Here is a 21098-nt window from a genome sequence, read left to right on the forward strand (position 1 = left end):
CGCGTCGCGATACCCGGATTGCCGGAGCGGCCGGGCAGCGCGTGGCCCCGAGCGTCAGGTAAGCGCGCTGCTGGCCGCGGCCGCGCGGCCGCGCAGCCAGTTGATGCTCGCGAAGAGCAGCACCGCGAATACGATCAGCATGGTCGCCACGGCGAGAATCGATGGGTCGATCGAATCGCGAATGCCGCTCCACATCTGCCGCGGCACGGTGGTTTGATCCGGGCCGCCAATGAACAGAATGACGATCACTTCATCGAACGAAGTCGCGAAAGCGAAGACGCTGCCGGTGGCGACGGCGGGCATGATGAGCGGCAGCGTAACGCGCCGGAACGTGACCCAGGGCGCTGCGCCCAGACCGGATGCGGCGCGCAGCAGACTTTGATCGAACGAAAGCAGCGACGCCGTCACGGTGATCACCACGAACGGCGTGCCGAGCGCCGCGTGCGCGAGCACCACGCCGGGATACGAGTTCACGAGGCCGAGCGGCGCGAAGATCAGATAGAAGCCCGCGGCAACGACCACGATCGGCACGATCATCGGCGAAATGATGATCGGCATGATCAGCGAGCGCAGCGGAAACTGCGCGCGCGACAGGCCCAGCGCGGCGAGCGTGCCCAGACACGTGGCGATCAGTGTGGACGCCGCGCCGATGCCGATGCTGTTCAGAAGCGACCGTTGCCAGTCCGCGCTCGTCAGCGCCTGCTCATACCAGCGAAACGAAAAGCCCTGCATCGGGTACGAGAAATACGAGCCCGAATTGAACGAGAGCGGGATGATGGCGAGAATCGGCGCAATCAGAAAGAAGAGCACGACCGCTGTATGCAGTCGCACCCAGCGCGTGGCGATGCGTTCCGTCAGCACCTTGTTGCGTTGTTCTTGCATGTCGTTCCTTCGTCGTGTGCGCGTGTTTCGACCGGGGCTCAACCGAAGCGCAAGCGGTCGATACCGACAATGCGGTTGAACAGGAAATAGAAGATCGCCGTGAAGATCACGAGATAGGCCGAGAGGGCGCCGGCGAGCCCCCAGTTGAGTTGCGTATTGGTCTGGATCGCGATGAGCTGGCTGATCATCTCGTCGCCAGCGCCGCCGAGCAGCGCAGGCGTGATGTAGTAGCCGAGCGCGAGCACGAACACGAGGAAGCAGCCTGCGCCCACGCCGGGCAGCGTCTGCGGAATGTAGACGCGCACGAACGCGGTGAACGGATGCGCGCCGAGCGATTGCGCGGCCCGCACGTAGACGGGCGATACCCCTTTCATCACCGAATAGATGGCGAGAATCATGTACGGCAGGAGCACGTGCGTCATGCCGATCAGCACACCCGTGCGGTTGAAGATGAGCGGCAGCGGATGCGTGGCGAGCCCGAGACCCGTCAGCAGACTGTTGATGACACCGCCCGGTTGCAGCAGAACGTACCATGCGGTCGTGCGCACGAGCAGCGAGGTCCAGAACGGCACGATCACGAACAGCATCAGGCGGTTGCTGCTTTTCGCGGGCAGGTTCGCGAGCAGCCATGCAACCGGATAGCCGAGCACGAGGCACAGCAGCGTGACCGTGGCGCTGATCGAGATCGTGCGCGCAAAGGCCTGCCGATAGATCGACGCGTTGTCCGGCACGAACGCGACCGAGCCTTGCGGCGTGACTTGCGCATCGACGGCGGCGAGCAGATAGTCCGGCGTCGGCGACGCGGCGGCGCGCTTCAGCAGGCGCCAGATTTCCGGCGAATTCCAGCGTTCGTCGAGTTCGATGAGCGCCGGTTTCCACGCGGGCGGCGCATCGGCGGGAAGTTGGCGCGCGGTGCGCATCAACAGGCTGCGGAATTCGGCCTGATCGAAGTTCAGCCGCCGCGCGACGGTGCCGAGCTGACCGCTCTGCTGCGCCTCGCGGAGCCCCGCGGCGAGCAGCGCGAACATGTGCTCGTCCGGCACGCCGCGGCCGTCCCACGCGTCGAGCGCGCGCGTGAGCGCCGGCATGCCGTTGGACATCTCGTGGTTCTGCACGCTGCGCGCGAGCAGCAGCGCGATCGGCGCGATGAACGTCGAAACGAGGAACACGATGAGCGGCAGCGCGAGCAACAGCGCCCGCACGGATGCGCGGCGGCGCGCCTTCTGAAATGACGCGCCGCCGTCGGCTCTCGTCGGAGAGCCCACGGCTGTGGCGCGGGCCGGAGCGGGCATGCTGGTAGTCACGTTGGGCTCTCGTCGGACGATGGGGTTACTGCGTCAGCCACACCTGGAAGCGCTTGTTGATCTGGTCCGCGTTGTCGGCCCAGAAGGTTGCGTTGATCTGCAATGCGCGCTTGAAGTTCTGCGGTGACGTCGGCAGATCGGCGAGGCGCTGCTTGTCGATGAGCGCGATCGCGTCCTTGCGCGGCGGCGCATAGGCGATGTATTTCGTCAGGTCCGCATACGCCTTCGGCTGCGAAGCCGAGACGATGAACTTCGCGGCCGCGTCGGCATGCTTCGCGCCGGTCGGCACGCCCCACCAGTCGAAGTCGTAGACCTGCGCGTCCCAGACGGCCTTGAACGGCTTGTTGTCTTTCTTCGCGGCGTCGTCGATGCGGCCGTTGTAGGCCTGCGTCATCACCACCGCGCCGTCCGCGAGCAACTGCGGCGCCTGCGCGCCCGACTCCCACCACACAATGCTCTTCTTGATCGTATCGAGTTTCCTGAACGCGCGATCCACGCCGGCGGGCGTGCCGAGCACTTTGTAGACATCCTTGGGATCGACGCCGTCGGCGATCAGCGCCCATTCCATCGAGACCTTCGGCGACTTGCGCAGGCCGCGCTTGCCAGGGAATTTCTGCAGGTCGAAGAAGTCGTTGACGGTGGTCGGCGCGGTCTTGAGCTTGCTTGCATCGTAGGCGTAGACCGTGGACCAGACCATGCTCGCGACCGCGCAATCGCTGATCGAGCCGGGGATGAAGTCGCTCGTCTTGCCGAGCGACTTCTTGTCGAACTTCTGCAGGAGGCCTTCGTCGCAGGCGGTGATCGCGTCGTTCGTTTCGAGGTCGATCAGGTCCCACGTGGTGTTCTTCGCCTGCTCCATCGCGGAGAGCTTGGCGAGACCGCCGTCATACGATTCGGTCGAGAAGCCGATGCCGGTGGCCTGCGTGAACGGCTCGAAATAGGCCTTCTTCGCGGCCGCTTCATACGCGCCGCCGAAGGTCACGACGGAAAGCGTCTCCGCTGCCTGGGTGGCCGCGGCGGTGAACGCGAGCACGGCGAGTGCGGCGCATTGTGCTTTGAGGTTGTTGCGCATATCAGTTGGCTCCTGCGGCTGCTGTAGTGATGATGGAAGGTGAAGGCGGTGTGGATACCTGGAGCGCGGGCGCGCTGCGTGGCGCGCTGGCCGCGAGAATCTTGCAGTCGTCGTGGCGCCATGCGATTTCGATCTCGCTGCCGGGCGAGGGCAGCGCGTGGCGCTGCGTGTTGGGCACTTTCACGACGATGGAATCGCGCGAGCCGAGCTTCAGATGCACGCGATGATGGTCGCCGCAATACACCAGTTCCTCGACGCGCGCGCGCACCACGTTGCTGTGCTCATCGACCTGGATGCCTTCCGCGCTCGGGATATGCGCGCGTTCGGGGCGCAGCGCGAGCATCGCTTCGTCGCCGGCGCGCAGGCCGGGTTCGCAACGGCCGCGAATCACGCTGCCGTCCGAGATCGTGAGCGTCGCCCAGTCGTCGCGCACATTGACGACGCGCCCGATCAACCCGTTGTTCTCGCCGACGAAATTAGCAACGAAAGCGTTCTGCGCATTCTCATAGAGTTCGCTCGGCGTGGCGGCCTGCTGGATACGGCCATCCGAGAACACGGCCACGCGATCGGACATGGTCAGCGCTTCGGCCTGATCGTGCGTCACGTAGACGATCGTGAGCGACAGTTCGCGATGCAGGCGCATGATTTCGTATTGCATGGTTTCGCGCAGGCGCTTGTCGAGCGCGCCGAGCGGTTCGTCCATCAGCACCACGCTCGGTTCGAACACGAGTGCGCGGGCGAGCGCCACGCGCTGCTGCTGTCCGCCCGAGAGTTGCACGGGCCGCCGGTTCGCCAGATGCGGCAACTCGATCATTTCAAGTGCGCGTTTCACGCGCGTCTTCTGCTCGGCGCGGCTCACGTGCCGCACGGAAAGCGGAAATGCGACGTTCTCCGCAATCGTCAGATGCGGAAAGAGCGCGTAGTTCTGAAACACCATGCCGATGTCGCGTTGATGCGGCGGCTTGTCGTCGAGCCGGTGGCCGTCGAGCCGGATCTCGCCGTGCGTGGGCGATTCGAACCCCGCGAGCATCATGAGCGTCGTCGTCTTGCCCGAGCCGGACGGACCGAGCAGCGACAGGAATTCTCCCTTGCGCACGTCGAGGTTCAAATCGTCGACGACATATTGCGTGCCGTCATACGTTTTGCTCACGCCCGAGAACGAAATGAAGGAAGGGTTTGACATCGTAATTGCGTCCTGTCGATGAAGCGGGTTCAATGCGTGCCGAGCTGGGTCGCGGCGATTTTGCTCACAAGGTAGCGCGCGAAGTCGTAGTTCGGGCGTTCGAGATGGCTCAGGTGGCCGGGCCGCGCGAGCGGCGCGTGCACGCCGCGAAAGACTGCTTCCACGCCGCGTTTGTCTTCCGCGTTAACTTCGTCGAGCAGCTTCTTTAGCGTCGTCATGTGCGCGTTGGCTTCGGGATCCGCGATGAACTCCGGCGCAAGGCCGCCGCCGAAGCGGATATGCACGCGTCCCACACCTTGAGGCTGCAGCACGAGATACCAGAAGTAACCCGGCGTGAGCGTGACGAGATGCGTCGGATAGATTGCAAGCAGTGCCGTAGTTTTGCGCCAGTGCCCCGTGAGACGCGTGTTATCCGGATGCGCATTGCCGATCGGCAAGCTCGCTTCCTTCGTGATCCAGTGATAGTTGAAGGCGGGATAGCCCGGCGGGCATTCCATTTCCTCGAGCCGCGAATGCGGTCCTACCGTCGCGCGATGCAGCATCGGCAGGTGATAGCTCTCCATGAAGTTTTCCGCGAGGATCTTCCAGTTCGTGTCCCACACGTGCTCTTCATGGAAGGTTTCAATGTAGTCCGACATACCGTATGCGCCGACCAGTTCGCTCAATCTGGCGAGTTGCAGATGAACGGGCGGCGCGGTTTCGTCGAGAGTCACGTAGAGCCAGCCTTGCCATTCTTCGCAGCGTACGGCGGGCAGCTTGTAGGCCTCCTTGCAGAAGCCTTCCTGCCGATCCATCAGCGGCGCGCCTTGCAGCGCACCGTCCAGCGAATAGTTCCATGCGTGATAGGGGCACACGACGCGACGCACATTGCCGCGCCCTTCGAGCAGTACCGACATGCGATGCAGGCACACATTCGACATTGCCTTGAGCTGCATCTGTTCGTCGCGCAAGATGACGATGGGTTGTGTGCCTATACGCGTCGTCAGGTAATCGCCGGGTACTTTGAGCGCACTGGCGCGGCCGACGCATTGCCATTCGCGCTCGAAGATAGCGCGCTCTTCCAGTGTGAGAAATTCGGGCGACGTATAGACACCGGGCGGCATTGCATGCGCGTCGCTGAAGGGCCGCTCGCAACCCGTTTGCAACTCGTCGACAAGCGCTTGCACTGCAATCGTCCTTGCCGGGTTGGTCATGGCGTCCTCCTATTTATCACGGTAAGAGCGCGCCAGCACTAGGTTTGGTGGTGCAGCGCTCAACATGGACACCAATCTATCAAGCCAAATTGCAAGCCAAAATATTGTTTTCAGATACAAAGCAAAGTTTTTACCTATGCAGCGTGCGCCGGGCTGAAAGCGGGCGAACATGCTTTGCCCATCAATCGTCGAGGTGCAGTCGGCGAATATAGGTCTCGCAGAACGACGCGAAACGATGCACCACCTGGCGCGGTTTCATCGTGCGCGATTGTGCGATGCCGAGCATCGTCGCGTTGACGTTGTCTTTGAAGCGTTTAATGACGAACTCTTCGCCATCCACGGTGCGATTCGATTTGAGCGGGAAGTTGAGCAGGCTATAGCCGAGACCGTTGGCCACCATGCCGCGCACAACTTCTGGCTGCGACGAACGGAACGCCGGCACGGGGCGGTTGCCCACCGCATCGAAGAGCGCGGCGAAATACTCGCGGCTGTGCGGCAGGTCGAGCATCACGTACGGCTCGGGCAGAAGGTCTGCGAGCGATACCTTGCGGGCGCGCGCGAGGCGGTGCGTTCTCGGCAGGATCGCGTAGGGCGGCAGCGAAAGCAGTGGCGTGAAGGCGATATCCTCGGTCAAATCGAGGCTGTAGGTGAGGGCGATGTCGAGCGAGCCGTCGTGCAGGCCGCGCAACAGCCCATCCTGGTGCGCCTCCACGGTACGGAACGAGATGCCCGCGTGTTCGGCCGTGAAGCGGCTGATGAGCCTCGGCATGAGCGGCGGCGCGAGCGAGACGAGGCAGCCGAGCGCGATGGCGCCCGTCATGCCGCCGTCCATTTCCTTGGCGGCCATCTGTAGTTCTTCCGCGATCTTCAGCAGATTGCGCGCTTGCCCGAGCAGATCGCGCCCCGCTTGCGTGAGCGAGAGGCCGCTCGCGTGATGCCGTATGAAGAGTTGCACGCCGAACGACACTTCCAAGTCCGCAAGCGCCGTCGAGATCGACGGCTGCGAGATGTGCAGACGCTTCGCGGCGGCCGTGAAAGACAGCGCTTCCGCAGTGATCACGAAGTAACGCAACTGGCGCAGCGAGTAGCGCAGGGGGTGACTCTCCATCGACTTATGCTCCCTGTTCGAGGCCTTCAATGGATGGGATTGTGGGGCGGTCAAAAAGGCATGCATAGGAAAATCCGATGCTATGCATTTTTTAAATATATTTTTCAGATTCCGGACGGGCGCGTAGATTTTCACGAGCACGAACGGCCCAAGGCGGCATGCGCCACCGGAAAACACGACTGGGTCCGCCACGGTTGCGAGCGTTCGAAGGCCGCGAAGCCGCAACCGGATCGAAACATTCCGTCTTTCAGAAGGACACAGCCATGACAGTGGAAACAACGTCAATCGATACGCTGGTGGTCGGCGCCGGCCAGGCCGGCGTCGCCATGAGCGAACACCTGAGCAGGCTCGGCGTGCCGCACCTCGTCCTCGAGCGCGCCCGTATCGCCGAGCGCTGGCGCACGGGGCGTTGGGATTCGCTGGTTGCCAACGGCCCCGCATGGCACGACCGTTTCCCCAATCTCGAGTTTGCCGATGTCGACCCGGACGCTTTCGCGCCGAAAGAGCAGGTCGCGGATTACTTCGTCGCTTATGCGAAGAAGTTCGATGCGCCGATCCGCACCGGCGTGGAAGTGAAGAACGTCGTGCGCAATGCGGGGCGGCAGGGCTTCACGATCGAAACGTCGGAAGGCACGATCGAGGCCAGGCGCGTGGTGGTTGCAACCGGACCTTTCCAGCGCCCGGTCATTCCGCCGATCGCGCCGCAAGATTCGAGTCTCACGCAGATTCATTCCGCCGACTATCGCAATCCGGGGCAATTGCCCGAAGGAGGCGTGCTGGTGGTGGGCGGCGGATCGTCGGGCGTGCAGATCGCGGACGAGTTGCAACGTGCGGGCAGGCGCGTCTATCTGTCGGTCGGCGCGCATGACCGTCCGCCGCGCGCCTATCGCGGCCGCGACTTCTGCTGGTGGCTGGGCGTGCTCGGCGAATGGGACGCGGAGGTCATGAAACCCGGCAGGGAACACGTCACGATTGCGGTGAGCGGCGCGCGTGGCGGCCATACGGTGGACTTCCGGCGTCTCGCGAATCAGGGCATCACGCTGGTCGGATTGACGAAATCGTTCGACAACGGCGTGGCGACTTTCGAAACGGATCTCGCGGAGAACATCGCGCGCGGCGACGAGAACTATCTGTCGCTGCTGGATGCGGCCGACGCCTATGCCGCCCGCAACGGCCTCGATCTTCCGGAGGAACCCGAAGCCCGCGTCATTCCCGCGGATCCGGAATGCGTGACCCATCCGTTGCACGATCTCGATCTGGCGAAAGCCGGCGTGACGTCGATTGTCTGGGCGACTGGCTATGCACTCGATTTCAGCTGGCTGAACGTCGACGCTTTCGATGAAAAGGGTAAGCCGAAACATCAACGCGGCGTGGCGAAGGAGCCGGGCATCTATTTTCTCGGTTTGCCCTGGCTGTCGCGTCGCGGTTCCGCTTTTATCTGGGGCGTGTGGCACGACGCGAAGCACATTGCCGATCACATCGTCACGCAGCGCAAATATCTCGCCTATTACGACGACTCGCAACGCCATGCACAGGGCGGCAGCGAGCAAAGCACCGGCAACACGTCCGCCGATTCACGCGTTCACAAAGTCAGCGAGTTGGGCGTGAATTGATGTGTATGCTTCTTTAAACCGCGATCCGTTTCTCCCCAGCATTGAGGTGCATTGATGAGCCAACCCACGCACACCCGTATCCGCATGTTCAACACGAAGGATACGTATCCGAACCAGACACTCGACAACGATCTTTGCCAGGCCGTGCGCGCCGGCAATACCGTTTATGTGCGCGGCCAGGTGGGCACGGATTTCGAAGGCCGGCTGGTCGGCCTCGGCGATCCGCGCGCCCAGGCCGAGCAGGCGATGAAGAACGTCAAACAGTTGCTCGCGGAAGCGGGCAGCGATCTGTCGCACGTCGTCAAGACAACCACGTTCCTGACCGACATCCGCTACCGCGAGCCGGTCTATCAGGAAGTCGGCAAGTGGTTGAAGGGCGTGTTTCCGATTTCCACCGGCCTCGTAGTGGTCGCGCTCGGCCAGCCGCAGTGGCTGATTGAGATCGATGTCGTCGCCGTCATTCCGGATGGATGGACGCCGCCGACAGCCTAAGGAGCGGGACATGACATTCTCTATCGTCGGACGTTGTCCTGAATCCGGGCAGCTTGGAATCGCTATCAGTTCGTCCAGCATCGCGGTGGGCGCCCGGTGCCCTTGGGTTCGCGCAGGCGTGGGCGCGGTGGCGACGCAGAACGTCACGCTGCCGGCGCTCGGCCCGCAGATTCTCGATCTTCTGGAGAACGGATCATCCGAACCGGCCGCCGCGCTGGAGCACGCGCTTGGCGCGAACGAATGGAGCGAGTACCGGCAGGTGACGGTAATCGATAGCCAGGGCCGTACCGCGTTCTTCAGCGGCAAGGAAGCGTTGGGCACGTATCACGCCGTGGCCGGCAAGCAATGTGTGGCCGCGGGCAACATGCTCGCCGGCGTCGAAGTGATCGAGGCGATGGTTCCGGCGTTCGAGCAGGCAACGGGCACGCTCGCCGATCGTCTGTTAGCGGCCATGCATGCCGCAATGGCGGCCGGCGGCGAAGCAGGGCCCGTGCATTCGGCGGCGCTCAGTATTGTCGGCGAACCGAGTTGGCCGATCGTCGATTTGCGGGTCGATTGGGCGGATGAGGATCCCCTCGGCCAGCTCGACCGTCTATGGCACGCATATCGGCCGCAGATGCAGGATTACGTGACCCGGGCGCTGAATCCGACTGCCGCGCCCAGCTACGGAGTGCCAGGCGATGAGTGACCGATCCAGCCAGGCGCTGCTGGAACAACTGATCGGCTTCGCCACGGTCAGCCGCGAGTCCAATCTGGACATGATCGGATTCATTCGGGATTACCTCGGGGAACTCGGAGTCGGGAGCGAGCTGTTCTACAACGCCGGGCGTACCAAGGCGAATCTGTTCGCGACCATCGGTCCGCGTGAGCGCGGCGGTATCGTGCTGTCCGGTCACACCGACGTGGTGCCGGTCGACGGCCAGGCGTGGACCGTCGACGCCTTCCGCCTTACCGAACGCGACGGGCGGCTCTATGGCCGCGGCACGGCCGACATGAAGGGCTTCATCGCTTCGGTGCTGGCGGCAGTGCCTGTGTTTCTTGAGCGCGAACTGAAGCTGCCGGTCCATCTCGCCTTTTCGTACGACGAGGAAGTGGGATGCCTCGGCGTGCGGCCCATGCTGGCGGAACTGGAGCGGCGCCCGCATAAGCCGGCTCTGTGCCTGATCGGCGAGCCGACCGAACTCAAGCCGGTGCTGGGTCACAAGGGCAAGCTGGCGATGCGTTGTCACGTGAAAGGTGCGGCTTGCCATTCGGCTTACGCGCCGTACGGCGTCAATGCCATTCAATACGCGGCGCGAATGATCGGCCATCTGGAAGAGATTGGCGAGCAACTGGCGCGGCCCGAGCATCACGACGAGCGATTCGATCCGCCGTTCTCCACCGTGCAGACGGGTGTGATCAAAGGCGGCCACGCGCTCAACATCGTGCCCGCCGAATGTGAATTCGACTTCGAAGTGCGGGCGCTGCCCGGCTTTGACGCCCACCAGGTAGCCGACGAGTTGCAGACCTACGCCGAAGCCGAATTGCTGCCGAAGATGCGCGCCGTGAAGTCCGACACCGACATCCGTTTTCAGTCGCTCTCCGCCTACCCGGGATTGGCTACTTCGCCCGATAGCGAAGCGGCGCGTCTCGTGGCGCTGCTCAGCGGTTCCACCGAGTTCGGCACGGTTGCGTTCGGCACCGAGGGCGGCCTCTTCGATCAGGCTGGCATTCCCACGGTGGTTTGCGGACCGGGCAGCATGGACCAGGGGCATAAGCCGGACGAGTTCGTCAGCGTCGAGCAATTGCGCCAGTGCGATGCGATGCTGATTCGTCTGGCGGACCATCTGTCGGCCAATCTCGCCTGAGGTTCCGCGCGGGACGGGCGGGACATCTGAACCGAAAGATGCGTTACGACGCTGCCTGCCCGCGGAGCATGGACGCTCCCGGCGCACAGAGGTCCGATCATTTCTTTGCCGACCGTTGCTGCGACTTCTTGCTAGTGCTCGTATCGTCCGTCTCGCGCAGCGCCGCGTTGGCCGTGACCAGTAATGCTGCGTCGTGGTTGCGCAGCGCTTCGTCCACTGCGTCGAATGCCTTCTTTAGCTCCTTCTGCCCAGGCTTCGTCGCATTGCTGCCTTGCTGCGAAATGGCATCGGCTTCCTTTTTCATTCGCCGTACGAGTTTCGCGGCAAACCGGCTGTCCAGCGACCTGTTCTCGACGAACGCCTTGATCTGTGCCGTCAACGCTACCAGCGCCTGTTCAGTTGTTTCATTCGAGTCGCCGGCATCGTCGGAAAACGATTTCTTGCTCATCAAAACTCTCCAGATTGTGTTTGCTCCCGACGGGCAGGGCAAAGCGAATGCGTAAATTAGCGAACTGGAATGGGCCGGCATGCGAGCCGCCGCTTGTGCGAAGACATGGAGTACAGGGGCGAATGGGGCGTGTGATTACTGAGGAGCCTTCCCGGCGCGTTTTCACTTATATCAGAACTGCGAGCGCACGGGTGCACAGTTCGTCTTCCAGTCTATAGGTAGTCTGCTACGTCGCAATAGAGGGCGTGGTAAAAATGTCGAATGGCTGGCTGTCACAATTTTGAAAAATATTCGCCTGTGCGATTATGGATCGACCAGCTTTTGCTCTGAAGATCATGATCCACGGGGGCTTCATGAGTAGCCATGTGCTCATTTGGGCAGCGGTGCCGCACAACAGCGACGGCGTCGTCTTCCAGGTTCGTATTACCCACGGACTTCAACGTTTCTACGTGTCGCGCCGCGTGCTCGAAGACGTGTTCGACCTGGAGTCGCGGGCTTCGGATGCGAGACAACTCGAACTCTTCTACACGTTTCTGGACCGTATCCTGGTTCCAGCCGGCAGGAAACGCCTGATTGCCAGCTCGGGCACGGTTGCGCTTCAGGTAACGGACTTCATGCCACGGGACAAAAAGGAAAGTGGGTCGGGTGGGTCGTCCATTAACCTTCCATTGGCTGTTCATTAGCTGTCCCGGATGACCGCCGGTATGGCGAATCCGTGCTGCAATCTGGAAAGGTCTGTTACACGGTGCAGATGAATCGCCGCCAGCGGGTTCGCGCAAAAGCTGGTGTAAGCGCTCTCTGCCCACGCTCGGCAGTAGCGTGCGACGCGCTGGACGCTCAAGCGCAAAGCGCCGTCCCGAAAGGGTTTTCGCGTTAACGTCCCGGTCTGGATAAATGTTCAGTACACCATTCTATCCAGCCAGGCCGACTCTCCCATTCATTCGCCGATAACACAATCGGCGATTTCTATATAACAAGAGATCATTTCCGCTACAACGGACAGACTTCTAGCATCGACTCCCGCTAATGGCATATCCCGCAATATCACCATCTTTCCGGAGTCAACCTTGACCAAGAAGCTTGTCCTGGGCGCTACTGTCGCCGCGAGCCTGATCGCTCCACTCGCGCATGCCCAGAATTCAGTCACACTCTACGGCCTGATTGACGCCGGACTCATGTACACGAATAACGTCAGGAAAGGGTCTTCCCAAGGCGCTCTCATTCAGGCGACGAGCGGCAACATCAACGGAAGCCAGTTCGGCCTGCGCGGTAACGAGGATCTCGGCGGCGGACTCCATGCGGTCTTCGTGCTGGAGAACGGGTTCAACCTCCAGAACGGCAAGCTTGGGCAGAACAACCGCCTGTTCGGCCGCCAGGCCTACGTTGGTATCGACAGTACTCAGTACGGGACGCTGACGCTTGGCCGCCAGTACGACTCGGGTGTCGACTTCGTCGCGCCGCTATCCGAGGTGGCTTCGTCGTTCGGCAAGACGGGCTTCTCGCACCCATTCGACAACGATAATCTGGACTACTCCGTCCGCATCAACAACGCTGTCAAGTTCAACAGCCACAGCATTGCAGGTTTGAAGTTCGGAGGACTTTACGCGTTCTCCAACAGCACGGACTTCAGCTCGAATCGCGTATACAGCGTTGGGGCAAGTTACGGGCAGGGGCCGCTAAACCTCGCGGCCAGCTACCTGCAGATCAATGGATCGAACAGCGCGAATACCTCTGGTGCAATCGACACGGCCGAATCGACAGCAAACGGCACGGCCGGATTCCAGCTCGGCGCGGACGTGCAACGCGTGGCCGCCGCCGGCGTGAACTACGCGTTTGGCCCCGCTGTGCTCGGCTTTGTGTATTCGCATAGCCAGTATCAAGGTACGAAGTCATTTGGATCGGCCGGCGGCACGGTGCGCTTCGACAACTTTGAAGTGAACGGCCGTTATGCACTGACGCCGGCCCTGAAGGCCGGTGTCGCTTACGTCTACACGGACGGCCACGTGAGTCGCACGACGACCTACGGCACGGACCCCAAGTGGAACCAGGTCAATGCGCAACTGATCTATTCGCTCTCGAAGCGGACCGATGTCTACGCCGAAGGCATGTATCAGCACGTGAGCGGCAAGCAGTACGTTGCGTTTGTGAACACCTCGGGCGGCGCGTCGTCGAGCGCGAACCAGGTGGTCGGAACCGTCGGCTTGCGAACCCGGTTTTAAAGTGCAAGGCGGCGCGGTCGAGAGTCGTTCGTCGTGCGAGTCTTTCAATGACGCGCAGGGTCGCTGCGTCTCTCACCGCCAGGGCGCCATTGCCTGGAACACACCGTCACGCCTGACCAGCGCGTGCAACAGCGCCGCTGCCAGGTGAAGCACGATCAGCGCAAAGAAGCACAGCGCGAGCACCCGGTGCGCGTTCCATAGCAGCGTGTGCAGCCCGTTGCTATGCGGCAGGATGGATGGCAGGTGCATCCCGAACACCACGACGGGATAGTCCGCGGCGGACAGCATGCCCCATCCGATCAGCGGAAGCCCGATCATCAGCAGATAGAACGCGAGATGCGACAGGTGGGCGGCGAGTTTCATCGGTTCCGGCATCGACGCCGGCAGCGGTGGCGCGCCGCGCGTCAACCGGACCACGAGGCGGATCAGCGCCAGCACGAGAATCACGATACCCAGCGGCTTGTGGATCGACACCAGCGAAAGATAGTCCGGGCGAATGGTGGACACCATGCCGACACCGATGAACAGCATTGCCAGAATGCAGATCGCCATGAGCCAGTGAAGGGCGCGCTGCAGCGGTGTGAAGCGATCGTGGCTCGGGGTCATGGCGTGGCTCCTCCCGCCGGATGGCGCGGATAGTCCTTATCCTCGGCGGTGCGCCGATTGAACGACACGGAATAGGCGGCTGAGCGCGCAGCGGGAAACGGGTCGTCCGAAACATGCATGCCTGGCGGCAGCACGGTGGGATCGAAGTTGAGATCGCGACACGGCCCGTCAGCCTCGGGTTCGATCGCGTTGACCACCAGCGTCCCCGCCTCGACTTTGCGCCGATCCTCCGGCCAGGCTTTGCTGGGGTCGGCGGTCGGGTCGCCGGGATTGGCGACGGTGACGACCAGAGTCCATCGTTGCGGTCCGCTTTGTACCCGCTGCGTGATATCCGCGGCGAGGAAGTCGGCGGCACGTGCCTTCAACTGGTCGACGGGTACGGCCTCGGGCTGCGCGGCCGGCACGAAGGACCAGCGCACGGCCTGATCCTCTCCCGCGGCGTTGGTGAAGATGAAGCTGTTGAGGCTGTTGTACCGTTCCTGCGCGTAAGAGCCCGTCCACGGCGCGCTGCCGGCCCACGCGACAAAAGCGCCGAACTCCGGGTGCGCGGCGGCGAAGTTCTTCATGGCGTCCGGGTCGCTTTTGTTGGCCGACGCCTCGAGCAAAGCGTAGAAGGCCTGCGGCGTGGCGACCGGGAAGACGGGCGCATCGATCATTGCCGAGCGCCATTCGCTTCTGTCCGGCGCGACGATGCGCAGACTCAGGCCGCGTACGCGAACCGTGGCATCGGGCGCCTTGGGGTCGGCCGTAGCGAGGTTGAAACGCCCCGTGACCGGATACGAGCCGGGCGCTAACATCGGCGCCCTGGAGAGGGCCGCAGCCGCGCCATTCGATTCGAAGCTGCCGGTAAAGCAGATGCCCTTGGCGTGATTGCGCCGGAAGCCGAGCGCCGCGCCGCCCGGCGGCGCCAGGCCGTTGACGATCTTTGCCGGCGTGAGCCGCCCTGGCGAGAGCCAGCCGCCCGTATAGGCGAAGGCCGCGACCAGCGCAACCACGATGACTGCAATCAGAACCAGCGAACGGACTGCGGACGTACTGGATGTCGGTCTGTCGGCCATCGATCTCTCCCGATCAATGATTCGGCTGAATGGAAATCTAGCAGGGTGGCGACAATAGTGCCATTGATCCGTGGAGCTTGCTCGGCTGCCGCCAGGCTTTCTGCGGCCGCGCCGGGCGCCACTTATGCGTTGGTCGCGGATTCCCGCTCGCCTGCGCTGGCGAATCCGCTCACGGACACCGTCAGGCCGGCTCCATCGCCGTTATTCGCCAATGAAAGCGTGAGCTGCTGTCGCTGCGCAATACGGGCGGCAATGGCGAGCCCGAGTCCGCTGCCCGTGCCCCTCGTGTGCTCACCGCGGTGGAAGCGGTCGAGTACGCGCTCCATGTCTTTTTCGGGAATGCCGGGGCCGTTGTCCACCACGGCGAAAGCCATGCGGCCTGCAATGAGCGTCAGCACGACGTCGACCTTGCCGCCTTGCGGCGTGTAACGGATCGCATTGTCGATCAGATTATTCAGCAGCACGCTCACCCCATGTGGATCGGCCAGCACGTTGCAGGGGTCCTTTTGCGTTACCGGATACCGGAACTCCAGGCCCAGATCGATTTGCCGATCTTCCGCGAGCAGCGAGAAATCGCTGACCGCCTGCTCGCCGATTCTCCGCAGACTGACCGATGTGCTTTCGCTTGCAGGCAGAGCGTCCTCGCGCGCGAGGGTCAGTAGTTGCTGCACGAGCCGGATGATACGGTTGAGCCGCGTGTCGATCCGCCCGATCGTGTGGCCATCGTCCTTCAGGGTGCCGTTCTTCGACGCGGCCTGCAACTGCAGTTTCAGCGCGGCAAGCGGCGAGCGAAGCTCGTGGGCGGCATCGGCGATGAACGTGCGCTGCGCCTGCGAGGCCACGTTCAGACGCTGCAGCAGGTCGTTCAGAGCGCTGACGAGCGGACGGATTTCGACAGGCACGCTACCGCCGAAGCGCAATGGTTCCAGCGAATCGAGCGAACGCGTGGCGAGCAGACGGGATAGTCCGCCAATCGGTGCAAGACCTCTCGCGACGACCAGCAGCACCAGCACGATGGTCACGGGCATCAGCACGCCTAGCGGCCACAGGGTGTGGAGCGCGAGGTGCAGCGCCAGCGCTTCCCGCACGGAGACCGGTTGCGCCACCTGGACGAAGCGATCGGGCTGTTGCAACCCGAAGACGCGCCAATGACCCTCGCCCCGCTCGATGGTGCGGATTCCCTGCGGCAGGCGAGCGAGCACCGGCGAGCGCCGTGAGTGATAGACGAGCGCGCCTTCCTTGTCCCATATCTCGATCAGAATCCGGTCGTCCGAAATGCCTTCGAACTCGGCGCCCTGTTGTTCGACGGTCTCCGCCGTTTCGAGATTCGACGGTAACGACAACGCGACGGTGCGCAGTTCATAGTCGAATAGCTCGTTTGCTTCTTCGCGAGCCGTATGAAAGATCGCGAATGCGGCAATACCGGCGGCGGCCGCGAGGCCGCAGATGAGCCAGCCGAGCAGCCAGCTGCGGATCGACCTCATTCACGCCTCTTCAGACGATAGCCGACGCCGCGCACCGTTACGATCTGTTCCGCGCCGATCTTGCGCCGCAGACTGTGCACGTGCACTTCGATTGTGTTGCTGCCCACTTCTTCGCCCCATCCGTACAGCTTGTCCTCGAGTTCGCTTCTGGTGAATACGCGTGCAGGCTCTTCGATCAGCGCCTGCAGCAATGCGAACTCCCGTGGTACGAGAGCCATCGGTATGCCGTTTTTTCTCACTTCATGGGCGGCGGGGTCGAGCGTCAGCTCGCCATGTGCATAGATGGGCTGTTTCTGGCCGGTTCGCCGCCGCAACAAGGCGCGCGCTCTCGCTGCCAGTTCATCGAGATCGAAGGGCTTGATCAGGTAGTCGTCGGCGCCCGCGTCGAGACCGCGAATGCGGTCGTTCACCGAATCGCGTGCCGTCAGAATGATGACGGGGGCCAGGCCGCCCTGTTTGCGGTAGCTATCGAGCAGATCGATGCCGTCTTTCCTGGGCAGGCCGAGGTCCAGCAGGACAAGGTCATACACGCCATTGCCGAGCGACAACTCGGCTGCCCGGCCGTCCTGAGCCCAGTCGATCGCATATCCTTCGCGCCCCATCGATTCGAGCACCGTCTCCGCGATCATTTCGTCGTCTTCCACCAGAAGCAGACGCATCGAGCCTCCTGCGTTATCACCAGGCGCCATTGTCGCGCATCTGTAATTAACGTTTCCTTAAGCGATTGTTAAGCGTTCGGTCAATATCATCCGGTCCTGGGTAAACAGGCGTGCCGTACCGGGTACGGGCCGGTGGCGACGGCAAGGATAGTGATGGAGCGCAGGCCTTTCACGATGCGTTTTTCTTCGGAGTCTGAATTGATATTCCGGATTTTCCCACTGGACGTGCTGCACGCAGACCTGGACCGCTACGCCACGATTTCGGGACGTGCATGCACACGCTCGACCAAACCTCGATGAAAACAGGAGTGTGATATGAAAGGAAGCACTGCGAGCTTTGCCGGACAGGCTGTCAGCAAGGTTCCCGAAGTAACGATCGGATTCTGGGTGATCAAGGTGGCCGCGACCACGCTGGGTGAAACCGGCGGCGACTGGGTATCCATGTCGCTGAACCTCGGCTACCTGGTCGGCTCGGCGATCTTCCTCGTGCTGTTCGTTGGCCTGGTTTCTGCGCAGGTGACGGCACGGGATTTCCATCGCTTCCTGTACTGGGCGACGATCGTCGCCACGACCACGCTGGGCACGACAATGGCGGACTTTGCCGACAGATCGCTGGGCGTCGGCTATCCCGGCGGCACCGCCATTGTCGTTGCCTTGTTGATCGGCAGTCTCGCCGTATGGTATCGATCGGAGGGGACGGTCTCGGTCGAGAGCATCGTCACAGCCAGAGCCGAATGGTTTTACTGGATCACGATCCTGTTCTCGCAGACGCTCGGCACGGCGCTCGGGGACTGGGTGGCGGGTGATGACCGTGGCGGTCTCGGGATTGGATACGAATATGGCGCGATGCTCTTTGGCGCCGGCCTGGCAGTGGTAGCCGCTCTCTATTTCTGGACGCGCGTGTCGCGCACCGCGCTTTTCTGGGCGGCGTTCATTCTGACGCGGCCACTCGGCGCGACCTTGGGGGACTTCCTCGACAAGCCGTTGGCGCAGGGCGGACTTCACGTCAGCCGTTTGTATGCGTCCGGTATCCTGCTTGCCTTTATCGTGGCGTGTATCGTGCTGATTCCGCAGCGGTCTGCGAGGAGGGAAACCGCTGCGTGATACGGGCGCCGGAAGATTGCGGAGACGGCCGACTCCGCGTCAATACACATGCATAAGCGTAGCCCGCACGGGGCAACACGCTTGAGCCGCCGTAACGTCAAGGAAAGGCCGGCACCGCAGGCAAACCACCACGCCGCACGGCGCGGGCCGTTCAACATCAATCCCGCGCCGAAGAAGCCGCGCCGTGGCTCAGCCAATCCAGCACGGCAGTCGCATCATCGTCGGCGCCCTGGCGCGCCTTGGCGACCGTCTCCGCCACATCGGCGCTCGGCACCGCTCGGCGGATCGCTACCCCGACAGCAAGAATATCGATCATCACGAGATGCAGAATCCGCGAAATCATCGACAACTGCGACTCGCGAATTTCAATGTGATCGGTTTCGAGCGCAACCGTGGCCCGCTTGGCCAAAGGCGTATTGCTCGACGTGATCGCGATCACCTTGGCGCCGGCCTGCATCGCCACATCCAGCACGCGCAGCAGTTCGGGCGCGCGCCCCGACTTGGACACCGCCACGATCACATCGCCCTTGCCGAGCAAGGCCGCCGACGCCGCCTGCATGTACAGGTCGCCATACGCAATCGTCGGAATGCCGAAGCGGAAGAACTTGTAGTGCGCGTCCTGCGCGACGATGTTCGAATTGCCGAGGCCATAGAACTCGATGCGCCGCGCGCCATTCAGCAGATCAATGGCCCGCTCGACATGCTCGAAGTTCAGATGCTCGCGCAACTGCAGGATCGCGGACACGGTGTTGTCCAGCACCTTCGCGCCGAAGTCCGTGGCCGTGTCGCCCAGATGCACCTGGCTGTGGCTCACGGGAATCGTGCCGGTCAAGCCCGTTGCCAGCTTCAGCTTGAAATCGGACAGGCCCTGGCAGCCGAGCGAACGGCAGAAGCGGATCACGGTAGGCTGACTCACGTCGGCCTTGCGCGCGATATCGACGATCGGATCGTTGATGATCGAACGCGGATGGTTCAGCGCGAGATCGGCCACGCGGCGCTCGGCCGGCGTCAACGCATCGCGCATCTGGCGAATCCGCTCGAACACTGCCGATGAACTGCCGCCCGCGCGGTTCGACAACTGTTCGGCGAGAATTGCCGAGACGCCGAGGAACGCGGGATATTCGGCGGTAATCACATATGTCGGCACATTCTGCAGGTAGGCCTCGAAGCGGCCCTTGGCTTCGAAGCGCTTGCGAAACGACGAGCGCGCGAAGAGCTCACCGAGCCGCGGCACCACGCCGCCGCCGATATAGATGCCGCCCAGCGCGCCGAGCGTCACCGCGATATTGCCGGCGAAGGTGCCGAGAATGCCGCAGAACACGTCGACGGATTCGGCCGCGAGCGGCTCGCCTTCCATTGCGCGCTTGACGATCTCGATCGTGTCGACGTTGGCCGCCACGCGCTTCTTGTCGCGGCCCGCGAGCGCACGGTAGATCACTTCGATGCCGGGACCCGCGGCCACGCGTTCGAACGACACGTGCGACCACTTCTTGCGCGCGTATTGCAGCACGATGTCTTCGCGTTCGTCGGCCGGCGCGAAGGTGGCGTGGCCGCCTTCGCTGCCGAGCGCGATCCAGCGGTCGTCGGCGGGAATCAGGCCGGATACGCCCATGCCGGTGCCCGGCCCGAGCAGGCCGATCACGCTGTTCGGCCGGCGCGTGCCGCCGCCCACCTGCACGCGCTGCGCGTCGGTGAGGCCGGGCAGCGCCATAGCCAGCGCGGTGAAGTCGTTCACCACCAGCAGCGTGTCGAAGCCGAGCGCGCGGCGCGTGGCTTCGATCGAAAAGCTCCAGTCGTGATTCGTCATGCTCACCTGATCGCCGTCGACCGGGTTCGCAATCGCAATCGCCGCGTGATTCACGCGGCCGATTTTAGTGTCCTTCAGATACCTCTTGATGACTTCGGCAACACCCGGATAGTCCGCGCACGGGTAGACCTTCACCGAACCGATTTCGCCCGGACTCGTCTCCAGCGCGAAGCGCGCGTTGGTGCCGCCGATATCGGCCAGCAGCCTGGGTCCATCGGCGTGCTGGCCCGCGCCCGGAGCAGCCTTAGTTTGCACACCAGTAGACATCGAGTCTCACTCCCTTGTCGTTTGCCAACTGTGAGATGGCATTTTTTTGTAGCGAAGCGGACGCGGCATTCAGCACGTCCATCTTGCGCGGTCCCGCAATCAGCAAAAACAGGTGCTTCACATCCTTCAACGCGGATAGCGACCAGCTCACGCGCGCATGCGGCGCGCTGCCGGGATGCACGGCAACGAAGCGCTCGGTGGTGGTGATCGCATGGTCCCATTCGGGCGAGTCGGCAAAGATCGACGCGGTGTGGCCGTCTTCGCCCATGCCGAGAATCGCGACGTCGGGCACGCTGCTGAAACGCGCGTCGGCGTTCAGCGCGGCGACATGCGCGTCGAGATCCTGCGTGGTGTCCACGAGCGGCCAGAACGCGGTGTCTTTCGCGGCGTTCTGCAACAGCGTGGCGTGCACCAGCTGCGAATTGCTCGCGCTGTCCGTTTCGGGCACCCAGCGGTCGTCGACCAGCGTCACGGCGATCCGTGGCCAGTCGAAGGACTGCGTGGACAAGGTCTGCAGGAACGGCCGTGGACTGCTGCCGCCGGACACTGCAAGCATTGCCTGGCGCGCGCCGGTGGCGGCACCGGCGGCCTGTGCGGCGAGCGACGCATGTAGCGCGTCGCCAACCGCTTTCGCCAACGCGTCAGACTGGGCGCGTTGATCGTCGAAAGCGTGAAGCTCGATCACTTCTCCTCCGTGCTGCTTTCTTGTTGGATCTGCGGAATGTGCCGTACTGCTCTCACGCGATGCCTGC

20 protein-coding genes are annotated in these 21098 nt (G+C 62.8%); 7 read left to right on the forward strand and 13 right to left on the reverse strand.

The window, feature by feature from the left end; all coding sequences use genetic code 11:
• Positions 1-54: 54 nt before the first annotated feature.
• The 6 genes from BXE_RS04755 to BXE_RS04780 form a co-directional block, all read right to left on the reverse strand.
• Positions 55-882 carry an ABC transporter permease gene (locus BXE_RS04755; protein WP_007175909.1) on the reverse strand — a complete coding sequence of 276 codons (828 nt, stop codon included), beginning with the start codon at positions 880-882 and terminating at the stop codon, positions 55-57.
• 38 nt (positions 883-920) lie between these two features.
• Positions 921-2174, reverse strand: a complete 1254-nt coding sequence (locus BXE_RS04760) for an ABC transporter permease (RefSeq protein WP_011487267.1) — start codon at positions 2172-2174, stop codon at positions 921-923.
• A gap of 37 nt (positions 2175-2211) precedes the next feature.
• Entirely contained in the window at positions 2212-3258 is a 1047-nt protein-coding gene (locus BXE_RS04765; RefSeq protein ID WP_007175907.1) for an ABC transporter substrate-binding protein, read from the reverse strand.
• Between the two features lies 1 nt (position 3259).
• A complete protein-coding gene (locus tag BXE_RS04770; protein WP_007175906.1) occupies positions 3260-4441 on the reverse strand; it encodes an ABC transporter ATP-binding protein in 1182 nt (393 codons plus the stop codon).
• A gap of 29 nt (positions 4442-4470) precedes the next feature.
• Entirely contained in the window at positions 4471-5634 is a 1164-nt protein-coding gene (locus tag BXE_RS04775) for an SRPBCC family protein (RefSeq protein WP_011487268.1), read from the reverse strand.
• A 181-nt stretch (positions 5635-5815) separates the two neighbouring features.
• Positions 5816-6742, reverse strand: a complete 927-nt coding sequence (locus tag BXE_RS04780) for a LysR family transcriptional regulator (protein ID WP_011487269.1) — start codon at positions 6740-6742, stop codon at positions 5816-5818.
• A gap of 263 nt (positions 6743-7005) precedes the next feature.
• Here BXE_RS04780 and BXE_RS04785 point away from each other — a divergent pair, with 263 nt between their 5' ends.
• The 4 genes from BXE_RS04785 to argE are packed head-to-tail and all read left to right on the forward strand — an operon-like array spanning position 7006 to position 10694.
• Positions 7006-8355, forward strand: a complete 1350-nt coding sequence (locus BXE_RS04785; RefSeq protein WP_011487270.1) for a flavin-containing monooxygenase — start codon at positions 7006-7008, stop codon at positions 8353-8355.
• Between the two features lie 54 nt (positions 8356-8409).
• Positions 8410-8847 carry a RidA family protein gene (locus BXE_RS04790; RefSeq protein ID WP_007175901.1) on the forward strand — a complete coding sequence of 146 codons (438 nt, stop codon included), beginning with the start codon at positions 8410-8412 and terminating at the stop codon, positions 8845-8847.
• A gap of 10 nt (positions 8848-8857) precedes the next feature.
• Positions 8858-9535, forward strand: a complete 678-nt coding sequence (locus BXE_RS04795; protein ID WP_011487271.1) for a DUF1028 domain-containing protein — start codon at positions 8858-8860, stop codon at positions 9533-9535.
• Complete coding sequence (argE, locus tag BXE_RS04800; protein WP_011487272.1) at positions 9528-10694, forward strand: acetylornithine deacetylase; 1167 nt, start codon at positions 9528-9530, stop codon at positions 10692-10694. Before BXE_RS04795 ends, argE begins: the two co-directional genes overlap by 8 nt.
• Positions 10695-10791: 97 nt before the next feature.
• Here the strand turns inward: argE and BXE_RS04805 are convergent, their stop codons facing one another.
• On the reverse strand, positions 10792-11223 hold the full coding sequence (locus BXE_RS04805; protein ID WP_233518820.1) for a hypothetical protein: 432 nt from the start codon (positions 11221-11223) through the stop codon (positions 10792-10794).
• 272 nt (positions 11224-11495) lie between these two features.
• Here BXE_RS04805 and BXE_RS04810 point away from each other — a divergent pair, with 272 nt between their 5' ends.
• Complete coding sequence (locus BXE_RS04810; protein ID WP_011487274.1) at positions 11496-11825, forward strand: hypothetical protein; 330 nt, start codon at positions 11496-11498, stop codon at positions 11823-11825.
• Positions 11826-12209: 384 nt separating this feature from the next.
• Complete coding sequence (locus tag BXE_RS04815) at positions 12210-13361, forward strand: porin (RefSeq protein WP_011487275.1); 1152 nt, start codon at positions 12210-12212, stop codon at positions 13359-13361.
• Between the two features lie 72 nt (positions 13362-13433).
• Here the strand turns inward: BXE_RS04815 and BXE_RS04820 are convergent, their stop codons facing one another.
• The 4 genes from BXE_RS04820 to BXE_RS04835 form a co-directional block, all read right to left on the reverse strand.
• Positions 13434-13967, reverse strand: coding sequence for a cytochrome b (locus BXE_RS04820; protein WP_011487276.1), 534 nt, complete (start codon positions 13965-13967; stop codon positions 13434-13436).
• Positions 13964-15025, reverse strand: a complete 1062-nt coding sequence (locus tag BXE_RS04825; RefSeq protein WP_011487277.1) for a catalase family peroxidase — start codon at positions 15023-15025, stop codon at positions 13964-13966. The genes BXE_RS04820 and BXE_RS04825 overlap by 4 nt, the downstream gene beginning before the upstream one ends.
• Positions 15026-15147: 122 nt before the next feature.
• A complete protein-coding gene (locus tag BXE_RS04830; RefSeq protein WP_011487278.1) occupies positions 15148-16509 on the reverse strand; it encodes an ATP-binding protein in 1362 nt (453 codons plus the stop codon).
• A complete protein-coding gene (locus BXE_RS04835; protein ID WP_007175891.1) occupies positions 16506-17168 on the reverse strand; it encodes a response regulator in 663 nt (220 codons plus the stop codon). Before BXE_RS04835 ends, BXE_RS04830 begins: the two co-directional genes overlap by 4 nt.
• A gap of 315 nt (positions 17169-17483) precedes the next feature.
• Here BXE_RS04835 and BXE_RS04840 point away from each other — a divergent pair, with 315 nt between their 5' ends.
• The gene (locus tag BXE_RS04840; RefSeq protein WP_011487279.1) at positions 17484-18272 is read left to right on the forward strand and encodes a COG4705 family protein; all 789 of its coding nucleotides are present in this window, start codon (positions 17484-17486) and stop codon (positions 18270-18272) included.
• Positions 18273-18429: 157 nt separating this feature from the next.
• Here BXE_RS04840 and BXE_RS04845 read toward each other — a convergent pair whose 3' ends face one another.
• Positions 18430-20346, reverse strand: a complete 1917-nt coding sequence (locus tag BXE_RS04845; RefSeq protein ID WP_007175889.1) for a bifunctional transcriptional regulator/glucokinase — start codon at positions 20344-20346, stop codon at positions 18430-18432.
• The gene (gene pgl, locus BXE_RS04850) at positions 20324-21031 is read right to left on the reverse strand and encodes a 6-phosphogluconolactonase (protein ID WP_011487280.1); all 708 of its coding nucleotides are present in this window, start codon (positions 21029-21031) and stop codon (positions 20324-20326) included. The genes BXE_RS04845 and pgl overlap by 23 nt, the downstream gene beginning before the upstream one ends.
• Positions 21032-21098: the final 67 nt, after the last annotated feature.

Origin of the sequence: Paraburkholderia xenovorans LB400, assembly GCF_000013645.1 — a bacterium.
In the GTDB taxonomy this organism is placed as follows: Bacteria; Pseudomonadota; Gammaproteobacteria; order Burkholderiales; family Burkholderiaceae; genus Paraburkholderia; species Paraburkholderia xenovorans.

What these genes read in the sequence shown, in the direction of transcription:
- BXE_RS04770 (WP_007175906.1), bottom strand. Translation starts at nt 4,441, where the DNA reads ATGTCAAACCCTTCCTTCATTTCGTTCTCGGGCGTGAGCAAAACGTAT.
- BXE_RS04785 (WP_011487270.1), top strand. Translation starts at nt 7,006, where the DNA reads ATGACAGTGGAAACAACGTCAATCGATACGCTGGTGGTCGGCGCCGGC.
- argE (WP_011487272.1), top strand. Translation starts at nt 9,528, where the DNA reads ATGAGTGACCGATCCAGCCAGGCGCTGCTGGAACAACTGATCGGCTTC.
- BXE_RS04795 (WP_011487271.1), top strand. Translation starts at nt 8,858, where the DNA reads ATGACATTCTCTATCGTCGGACGTTGTCCTGAATCCGGGCAGCTTGGA.
- BXE_RS04830 (WP_011487278.1), bottom strand. Translation starts at nt 16,509, where the DNA reads ATGAGGTCGATCCGCAGCTGGCTGCTCGGCTGGCTCATCTGCGGCCTC.
- BXE_RS04840 (WP_011487279.1), top strand. Translation starts at nt 17,484, where the DNA reads ATGAAAGGAAGCACTGCGAGCTTTGCCGGACAGGCTGTCAGCAAGGTT.
- BXE_RS04765 (WP_007175907.1), bottom strand. Translation starts at nt 3,258, where the DNA reads ATGCGCAACAACCTCAAAGCACAATGCGCCGCACTCGCCGTGCTCGCG.
- BXE_RS04845 (WP_007175889.1), bottom strand. Translation starts at nt 20,346, where the DNA reads ATGTCTACTGGTGTGCAAACTAAGGCTGCTCCGGGCGCGGGCCAGCAC.
- BXE_RS04755 (WP_007175909.1), bottom strand. Translation starts at nt 882, where the DNA reads ATGCAAGAACAACGCAACAAGGTGCTGACGGAACGCATCGCCACGCGC.
- BXE_RS04790 (WP_007175901.1), top strand. Translation starts at nt 8,410, where the DNA reads ATGAGCCAACCCACGCACACCCGTATCCGCATGTTCAACACGAAGGAT.
- BXE_RS04825 (WP_011487277.1), bottom strand. Translation starts at nt 15,025, where the DNA reads ATGGCCGACAGACCGACATCCAGTACGTCCGCAGTCCGTTCGCTGGTT.
- BXE_RS04780 (WP_011487269.1), bottom strand. Translation starts at nt 6,742, where the DNA reads ATGGAGAGTCACCCCCTGCGCTACTCGCTGCGCCAGTTGCGTTACTTC.
- BXE_RS04775 (WP_011487268.1), bottom strand. Translation starts at nt 5,634, where the DNA reads ATGACCAACCCGGCAAGGACGATTGCAGTGCAAGCGCTTGTCGACGAG.
- BXE_RS04820 (WP_011487276.1), bottom strand. Translation starts at nt 13,967, where the DNA reads ATGACCCCGAGCCACGATCGCTTCACACCGCTGCAGCGCGCCCTTCAC.
- BXE_RS04835 (WP_007175891.1), bottom strand. Translation starts at nt 17,168, where the DNA reads ATGCGTCTGCTTCTGGTGGAAGACGACGAAATGATCGCGGAGACGGTG.
- BXE_RS04760 (WP_011487267.1), bottom strand. Translation starts at nt 2,174, where the DNA reads ATGCCCGCTCCGGCCCGCGCCACAGCCGTGGGCTCTCCGACGAGAGCC.
- BXE_RS04805 (WP_233518820.1), bottom strand. Translation starts at nt 11,223, where the DNA reads ATGCCGGCCCATTCCAGTTCGCTAATTTACGCATTCGCTTTGCCCTGC.
- BXE_RS04810 (WP_011487274.1), top strand. Translation starts at nt 11,496, where the DNA reads ATGAGTAGCCATGTGCTCATTTGGGCAGCGGTGCCGCACAACAGCGAC.